At 72.6% G+C, this 7,620-nt stretch carries 6 protein-coding genes; 2 read left to right on the forward strand and 4 right to left on the reverse strand.

The genetic code is table 11. The annotated features are described in order from the left end of the window. On the forward strand, nucleotides 1–2,673 hold a 2,673-nt coding region (icmF, locus tag AB0K37_RS38755; protein ID WP_363990273.1), incomplete at its 5' end, for a fused isobutyryl-CoA mutase/GTPase IcmF. A 13-nt stretch (nucleotides 2,674–2,686) separates the two neighbouring features. After that, nucleotides 2,687–3,457, forward strand: coding sequence for a helical backbone metal receptor (locus tag AB0K37_RS38760; RefSeq protein WP_363990276.1), 771 nt, complete (start codon nucleotides 2,687–2,689; stop codon nucleotides 3,455–3,457). On the opposite strand, the gene AB0K37_RS38765 is transcribed toward AB0K37_RS38760, so the two are convergent. From AB0K37_RS38765 to AB0K37_RS38780, 4 genes are all read right to left on the reverse strand, one after another. Further along, nucleotides 3,454–4,014 carry a TetR/AcrR family transcriptional regulator gene (locus tag AB0K37_RS38765; protein WP_363990279.1) on the reverse strand — a complete coding sequence of 187 codons (561 nt, stop codon included), beginning with the start codon at nucleotides 4,012–4,014 and terminating at the stop codon, nucleotides 3,454–3,456. The genes AB0K37_RS38760 and AB0K37_RS38765 overlap by 4 nt on opposite strands. Nucleotides 4,015–4,027: 13 nt before the next feature. Further along, nucleotides 4,028–4,783 carry a 3-oxoacyl-ACP reductase FabG gene (gene fabG / locus AB0K37_RS38770; RefSeq protein WP_363990281.1) on the reverse strand — a complete coding sequence of 252 codons (756 nt, stop codon included), beginning with the start codon at nucleotides 4,781–4,783 and terminating at the stop codon, nucleotides 4,028–4,030. Between the two features lie 17 nt (nucleotides 4,784–4,800). Next, a complete protein-coding gene (locus tag AB0K37_RS38775; RefSeq protein WP_363990284.1) occupies nucleotides 4,801–5,952 on the reverse strand; it encodes an acyl-CoA dehydrogenase family protein in 1,152 nt (383 codons plus the stop codon). A gap of 91 nt (nucleotides 5,953–6,043) precedes the next feature. Next, nucleotides 6,044–7,620 (reverse strand): substrate-binding domain-containing protein (locus AB0K37_RS38780; RefSeq protein WP_363990285.1); only part of this gene is annotated, 1,577 nt, incomplete at its 5' end.

Genomic DNA, 7,620 nt, shown 5'->3' on the forward strand with positions numbered 1-7,620 from the left:
CTCGCCGAGGCGGCGGCCGGGCGGCGCGTCCCCGTGCTGGGGATCACCGGGACGGGCGGCTCCGGCAAGTCGTCGCTCACCGACGAGCTCGTGCGACGGCTGCGCGTCGACCAGGGCGACCGGCTGCGCGTCGCGGTGCTCGCCGTGGACCCGACGCGGCGGCGCGGCGGCGGCGCGCTGCTCGGCGACCGGATCAGGATGAACTCCCTGGACGGCGACCGCGTGTTCTTCCGCTCGCTGGCGACCCGGGGCGCGCGGGAGCTGCCGGAGAACGTCGAGGACATCATCACCGCCTGCAAGGCCGCCGGATACGACCTGGTGGTCCTGGAGACGCCCGGCATCGGGCAGGGCGACGCCGCGATCGTGCCGCTGGTGGACGTGTCGCTGTACGTGATGACGCCCGAGTTCGGCGCCGCGTCCCAGCTGGAGAAGATCGACATGCTCGACTTCGCGGACGTGGTAGCGATCAACAAGTTCGAGCGGCGCGGCGCGGCCGACGCCCTGCGCGACGTCGGCCGCCAGCTCGTGCGCAACCGGGAGGCGTTCGGGCGGCGGCCCGAGGACATGCCGGTGTTCGGCACGAGCGCCGCCACGTTCAACGACGACGGCGTCACGGCCCTCTACCAGCACCTCGGCGGGCTGCTGGCAGAGCACGGCCTGAACCTGGAGGACGGAGCCCTCCCCGAGGTCGGGACCAAGGTGTCCACCGGCGCCGCGACCGTCATCCCGCCGAACCGGGTGCGGTACCTGTCCGACATCGCCGAGACCGTCCGGAACTACCACGCCGACACGGTGGCGCAGATGGAGGCGGTGCGGCGCGTCCAGCGGCTGGACGAGGTGCGCGCCGAGCTGACGGACGCCTCCGAGGTGGAGAGCCTGCTGGAGAAGGCGCGCCGGGACGTGGAGCCCGCGAACGCCGAGCTGGTCGAGGGGTGGCCCGCCGTCGTGGAGTCCTACTCCGGCGACGAGCAGGTCGTGAGGATCCGCGACAGGGAGCTGCGCACCAAGCTCACGCGCGAGTCGCTGTCGGGCAGCCGGATCCCCCGCGTCGCCCTGCCGCGCTACACCGACCACGGCGAGCTGCTGCGGTTCCTCCGCAACGAGAACCTGCCCGGCCGGTTCCCGTTCACCGCCGGAGTGTTCCCCTTCAAGCGCGACAACGAGGACCCCGCCCGCATGTTCGCGGGCGAGGGCGACCCGTTCCGCACCAACCGCCGCTTCAAGCTGCTGTCGGAGGGCCAGCCCGCGACGCGCCTGTCGACCGCGTTCGACTCGGTCACCCTGTACGGGCGCGACCCCGACGAGCGCCCCGACGTGTACGGCAAGGTCGGCACGTCCGGGGTGTCGATCGCCACGCTGGACGACATGAAGGCGCTGTACGACGGGTTCGACCTGTCGTCGCCGACCACCTCGGTCTCGATGACCATCAACGGTCCCGCGCCCACGATCCTGGCGTTCTTCCTCAACACGGCCATCGACCAGGGGCTGGACGCCTTCTCCGAGGAGAACGGGCGGGAGCCGTCCGAAGAGGAGGCCGCGCAGATCCGGGCGCGCGTCCTGTCGACCGTGCGCGGCACCGTGCAGGCCGACATCCTCAAGGAGGACCAGGGGCAGAACACCTGCATCTTCTCCACCGAGTTCTCGCTGCGGATGATGGGCGACATCCAGGAGTGGTTCATCGCCAACAAGGTCCGCAACTTCTACTCGGTGTCCATCTCCGGCTACCACATCGCCGAGGCCGGGGCGAACCCCATCAGCCAGCTCGCCTTCACCCTCGCCAACGGCTTCACCTACGTCGAGTCCTACCTGGCGCGCGGCATGGACGTCGACGACTTCGCGCCCAACCTGTCGTTCTTCTTCTCCAACGGCATGGACCCCGAGTACAACGTGCTCGGACGCGTGGCCCGCCGCATCTGGGCCGTCGCCATGCGCGACCGGTACGGCGCGAACGAGCGCAGCCAGAAGCTCAAGTACCACGTCCAGACGTCCGGGCGCTCCCTGCACGCGCAGGAGATGCACTTCAACGACATCCGCACGACGCTGCAGGCGCTCATCGCCATCTACGACAACTGCAACAGCCTGCACACCAACGCCTACGACGAGGCCGTCACCACGCCGACGGCCGAGTCGGTGCGGCGGGCCCTGGCGATCCAGCTCATCATCAACCGCGAGTGGGGCCTGGCGATGAACGAGAACCCGCTGCAGGGGTCGTTCATCATCGACGAGCTGACCGACCTGGTCGAGGAGGCGGTGCTGGCGGAGTTCGACCGCATCAGCGAGCGCGGCGGCGTCCTCGGCGCGATGGAGACCGGCTACCAGCGCGGCCGCATCCAGGACGAGTCGATGCTGTACGAGCAGCGCAAGCACGACGGCTCCCTGCCGATCGTCGGCGTCAACACCTTCCGCGGCCCCGAGGCCGGCGACGGGACGCCGCAGACGATCGAGCTCGCCCGCGCGACCGAGGACGAGAAGCGCTCCCAGCTCGACCGCGTCCACGCCTACCAGGGCGCGCACCGGGACGAGGCGCGGGCCGCCCTCGCCGCGCTCAAGGACGCGGCCCGGTCCGGCGAGAACGTGTTCGCGGTGCTGATGGACGCGGCGCGCGTGTGCAGCCTCCAGCAGATCACCGACGCGTTCTTCGAGGTCGGCGGCCAGTACCGCCGCAACGTCTGACGCCCGGCCGCCGATGGCCGTCCACGACGACACCGGCGCCCCGGCCGCTGTCCCGGACCGGGTGCGCCGCGTCGTGTCGATCGTCCCGTCCCTGACCGAGGCGGTCGCGGCGACCGCGCCGGAGCTGCTCGCCGGCGCCACCGACTGGTGCACCCGCCCCGAGGGTCTGGACGTACCGCGCGTGCGGGGCACCAAGAACCCCGACCTGGAGAAGATCATCGGGCTGCGGCCCGACGTCGTCGTCGGCAACACCGAGGAGAACCGGCCCGCCGACGTCGCGGCGCTGCGCGCGGCCGGCGTGCCGGTGTGGATGACGCGGATCCGCACGGTCGAGGAGGCGCTGGCGTCGCTCGGGCGCATGCTCGGCGAGGCGTGCCGGCTGCCGGCGCCCGGCTGGCTGGCGGAGGCGTCCCGCGTCTGGGCGGACGTCGAACCCGGCGAGCTCCGGACGGCGGTGATCCCGATCTGGCGGCGGCCGTGGATGGTCGTCGGGCGCGACACCTTCGCCGGCGACGTCCTGGCCCGGCTCGGCGTCTCCAACGTCTACGCCGGGCATCCCGAGCGCTATCCGAAGATCCCGCTCGACGAGCTGAACGCGGCCGGCGCGGACCTGGTGGTCCTGCCGGACGAGCCGTACCGCTTCACCGAGGACGACGGCCCCGAGTCCTTCCCCGGGATCGACGCCGCGCTCGTCAGCGGCCGGCTCCTCACCTGGTACGGCCCGTCCCTGATCGAGGCCCCGGCCGCCCTCGCGGCCGGGCTCGCCGCGGCCCGCGCCCGCTAGCCGGGGCGGCGCGCGAACATGGCCTCCACGCAGCGGGCCATGCGTTCGTCGAGCTCCTCGGCGGGCACGCCGATCTCCCGCGCGAGGTGCTCGCGCAGCAGCGTGTACCCGTAGACCGTGGACGCGATGGCCGCCTGCACGGCCGCCACGTCCTCGACCGGCAGCTCGCCGCGGGCCGCCTCCGCCGCGAGGTCCTCCCGGCCCGCGCCCCGGTTGAGCAGGACCCGGGGCCGGTCGTCGCCGTCCAGGACGAGCAGCGTCGCCAGACGGACCGGCTCGGGGTTGCGCAGGCTCGTCCAGAACAGCCGCGACAGCCGCTCCCGCAGCGGCAGCCCGGCCGCGTCCACCGCGTCCTCGGCGTTCGGGCGCGAGCGGTGGAACAGTGCCGAGCGCAGCAGCGCCCGCCGGGAACCGAAGTACTGGTAGACCAGCCCGCGGTTGACCCCGGCCTCGTCGGCGACCTGGCGCAGGTTCAGCCCGGCGAGGACGCCGCCGCGCCGCAGCAGCGCGACCGCCGCCGCGCGCAGCGACTCCTCCGTCCTCTCCCGGTCGCGCACCCGGGGCGCCCCGTCACGCGCGGGGACCACCGGCCACATAGATGACCTGCCCGGACACGAAGGACGCGTCGTCGCTCACCAGGAACGCGACGGTCCCGGCGATGTCCTCGGGCACGCCGACGCGCCGGACCGGGATCTCCTTGGCGGCCGCGGCCTTGAAGTCCTCGAAGTCGACGCCGACGCGGGCGGCGGTCGCGGCGGTCATCTCGGTGGCGATGAACCCGGGCGCGATCGCGTTGGCCGTCACCCCGAACCTGCCCAGCTCGATCGCCAGGGTCTTGGTGAACCCCTGGAGGCCCGCCTTGGCCGCCGAGTAGTTGGCCTGGCCGCGGTTGCCGAGGGCCGACACCGACGACAGGTTCACGATCCGGCCCCATCCGGCCTTGGTCATGTGCTCCTGCGCGGCGCGGGCCATCACGAACGAGCCGCGCAGGTGCACCGACATGACCGAGTCCCAGTCGTCGTCGGACATCTTGAACAGCAGGTTGTCGCGGGTGATGCCGGCGTTGTTCACCAGGACGACGGGCGGGCCGAGCTCCGCGGCGACGCGCGCCACGGCGGCGCTCGCCCGCGCGGTGTCGGCGACGTCCACGCCGACGGCGAGCGCGGTGCCGCCCTCCTCGGCGATCGTCTCGACCGTGCCGGCGCAGGCGGCCTCGTCGAGGTCGCAGACCGCGACGGCGAACCCCTCCCTGGCGAGGCGGACGGCGGTGGCGGCGCCGATGCCGCGCGCGGCGCCGGTGACGATGGCCACCCGGGTGTCGGTCATGTGCGCAGCCCTTTCCGTCAGACCTGGATGTCCTTGGCGATGATGGTCTTGAGCACCTCGCTGGTGCCGCCGTAGATCCGGGCGACCCGGGCGTCGGCGTACAGGCGCGCGATCGGGTACTCCAGGATGTAGCCGTAGCCGCCGTGCAGCTGGAGGCACTTGTCGACGACGCGGGCCTGCACCTCGGTGCAGAACAGCTTGCAGACGGCGGCGTCGGCGGGGGTGAGCTCGCCGGCGTCCAGCGCCTCGATGCAGCGGTCGACGAGCGAGCGGGCGGCCTCGACCTCGGTGGCGCACTCGGCCAGCACGAACTTGGTGTTCTGGAACGACGACACGGTCTTGCCGAAGACGGTGCGCTCCTGGACGTACCTGCGGGCGAACTCCACGGCGGCGGCCGCCGAGGCGTAGGAGCTGGTCGCGATGCCGAGGCGCTCCTCGGCGAGGTTGTGCGTCAGGTACTCGAACCCGCGGCCCTCCTCGCCGAGCAAATCCTCCACGGGCACCCGGACGTCGGTGAACGACAGCTCGGCGGTGTCGGAGCTGCGCAGCCCGATCTTCTCCAGCTTGCGGCCGACCGCGTAGCCCTCGCTCCGGGTGTCCACGGCGAGGATCGACAGGCCCGCCCGGCGGTTCTCCGGCGTGGCCGGGGACGTCCGCGCGACCACGAGCACCCGGTCGGCGAGGACGCCGCCGGTGATGAACGTCTTGGCGCCGTTCAGGACGTAGTGGTCGCCGTCCCGCCTCGCCGTGGTCTGCATGCCGGCGAGGTCGGAGCCGGTGCCGGGCTCGGTCATCGCGATGGCCGTCATCATCTCGCCGGACACGAACGGCGGCAGCCAGCGCTTCTTCTGCTCCTGCGACCCGTACTTCAGCAGGTAGGGCAGGACGAGGTTGACGTGCACGCCGTAGCCGCCGAAGCTCACCCCGGCGCGGGCGCACTCCTCGGAGATCACGGCCTGGTACTTGAAGCTCGTCTCGCCCGCGCCGCCGTACTCCTCGGGCACCTGGATGCCGAAGACGCCGAGCTCGCCGAGCTTGGTGTAGAAGTCGCGCGGCGGGTGGCCGGCGTTCTCCCACTCCTCGTAGACCGGGGCCACCTCCGCCTCGATGAACGCCCGGATCGTGTCCCGGAAGGCCTCGTGGTCCTCGTTGAAAACGGTGCGGCGCACGCCGTGCCCCTCTCGCCAGCGTTGTTAACAGAACGCTAAGTTAACTCGAAGGTAGTTCTAGAATCAAATGCGAGAGGGGCTCGCGGGCAGGTCAGCAGTCGGGTTCGCAGACCCGGCGCGAGACGGCCCTGAGGAAGATCGCCTGTATCTGCCCGGGCGTCCGGGCCACGTAGGCGTCTCCGTGCGTCACCTGCGCGATCCGCCGCAGCTCGTTGACGTCCACGTCCGATCCGTAGCCCAGCATGTTGACCTGGACGGGTCGCTCCGGGTCGTACTCGCGCCGCATGTGCGCGAGGGTCTCCTCCAGGGACGGGCCGTGCGGGTCCTCGTTCCGCCCGTCCGTCCACAACAGGACCGAGTTCACGTACTCCGGCTTGTAGGTCCGCTTCATATGGTCGAACGCCGCCATGACCGTGTCATACAGACCGGTGTCGCCGTGCTCCTTCACCCGGACCCGGGCGAACGCGCTCAGCACGAGCTGCCGCCGGGTCGCCGAGCCCAGCCGCTCGTCGAGCGGTCCCACGCTGACCAGCTCCCGCCAGTCCCGGCCGCCCTGGAGGTCCGTGGAGAAGATCCACTGGCCGAGCTCGCTGTCGTCCGGCAGCAGCGCCAGCCCGCTCTGGGCCGTGCGCACCGTGGACTGCAGCCGCGTCACGCCGGGCCCGACCTCCTCGTCCATGGACCCCGACACGTCGATGATGCTCAGCATCCGGATGCTCAGCGACAGCTGGGCCCACGACTGCATGGTGCGCCGCACCTCCGCGGCGGGCGTGTCGGGGAGCGCCGCCGGGGGCCGCGGATCCAGGCCGGTCCGCGGGGAGAACGACGCGGGCGCGGTTCCGCCGGGCGCCCGGAAGCCCAGCCGCTGGAGGTCCTCGCGGGTGGCCCTGTCCGCGAGCTCAGTCTCGAGTAAGCGCGCCGCGCTCGCCTTGGCCCGGTCCTGCGCCAGGACGGTGAACGGGTGGTCGAGGTAGATCGTCCCCTCGGCCGGGTACACGGCGACCGCCGCCTCGGCCGGGCGCCGCGCGTTGTAGGCGAACACCGCCTGCTCGGGCGCCATCGCGACCGGGTAGCGGTCGGCCTCGCCCCGGCCGGACGAGGCGGACGCCGCGAACGCGGCGAACTCGGCGTCGACGGAGACGGCGACGCCCTCCCGGATCGTGCGGACCACCCCGGTGAACGACGCCTCGCCGCCGGGGGCGCCGCCCAGCAGCGCACCGGCCAGGATCAGCGAGCCCATGCCGGTCGCGCTGCGGGCCGGATCGGGGACCTGGAGCCGGAGCAGCCGCGGCGGGATCACCCCGGCGCCGTCGGCCGGGTCCCGTTCGGTGCCCGAGGCCGTCCCGGCCGCGGCGAGCAGGTCCTTCCAGGACGGCCGCTCGGGGGCGCCGAGGTTGCGCAGCTGCGTCGCCAGACCGCGCGGCACGGCCAGGACGATCGGAGTCGAGGCGATCCCGGCGGACCGTCCCGAGGCGCCGCCCGCCGGGGCGTGCCCGGAGCCGCCGACGAGCCCGGTCCACAGCGAGGAGTCGGGGATCCAGACGTCCGGCCTGCGGGCGACGCCGGCCACGCCCTTGCCGGACAGCAGCGTCGCGACCGCGGCGGGGTCGGCGGGCTCGCAGATAGCGACGAACATCCGCGAGCTGGAGGGCGCGCTGATCCGGGTCA

The sequence above is a fragment of the Actinomadura sp. NPDC049753 genome (assembly GCF_040674655.1).
Classification (GTDB): Bacteria; Actinomycetota; Actinomycetes; order Streptosporangiales; family Streptosporangiaceae; genus Spirillospora; species Spirillospora verrucosospora.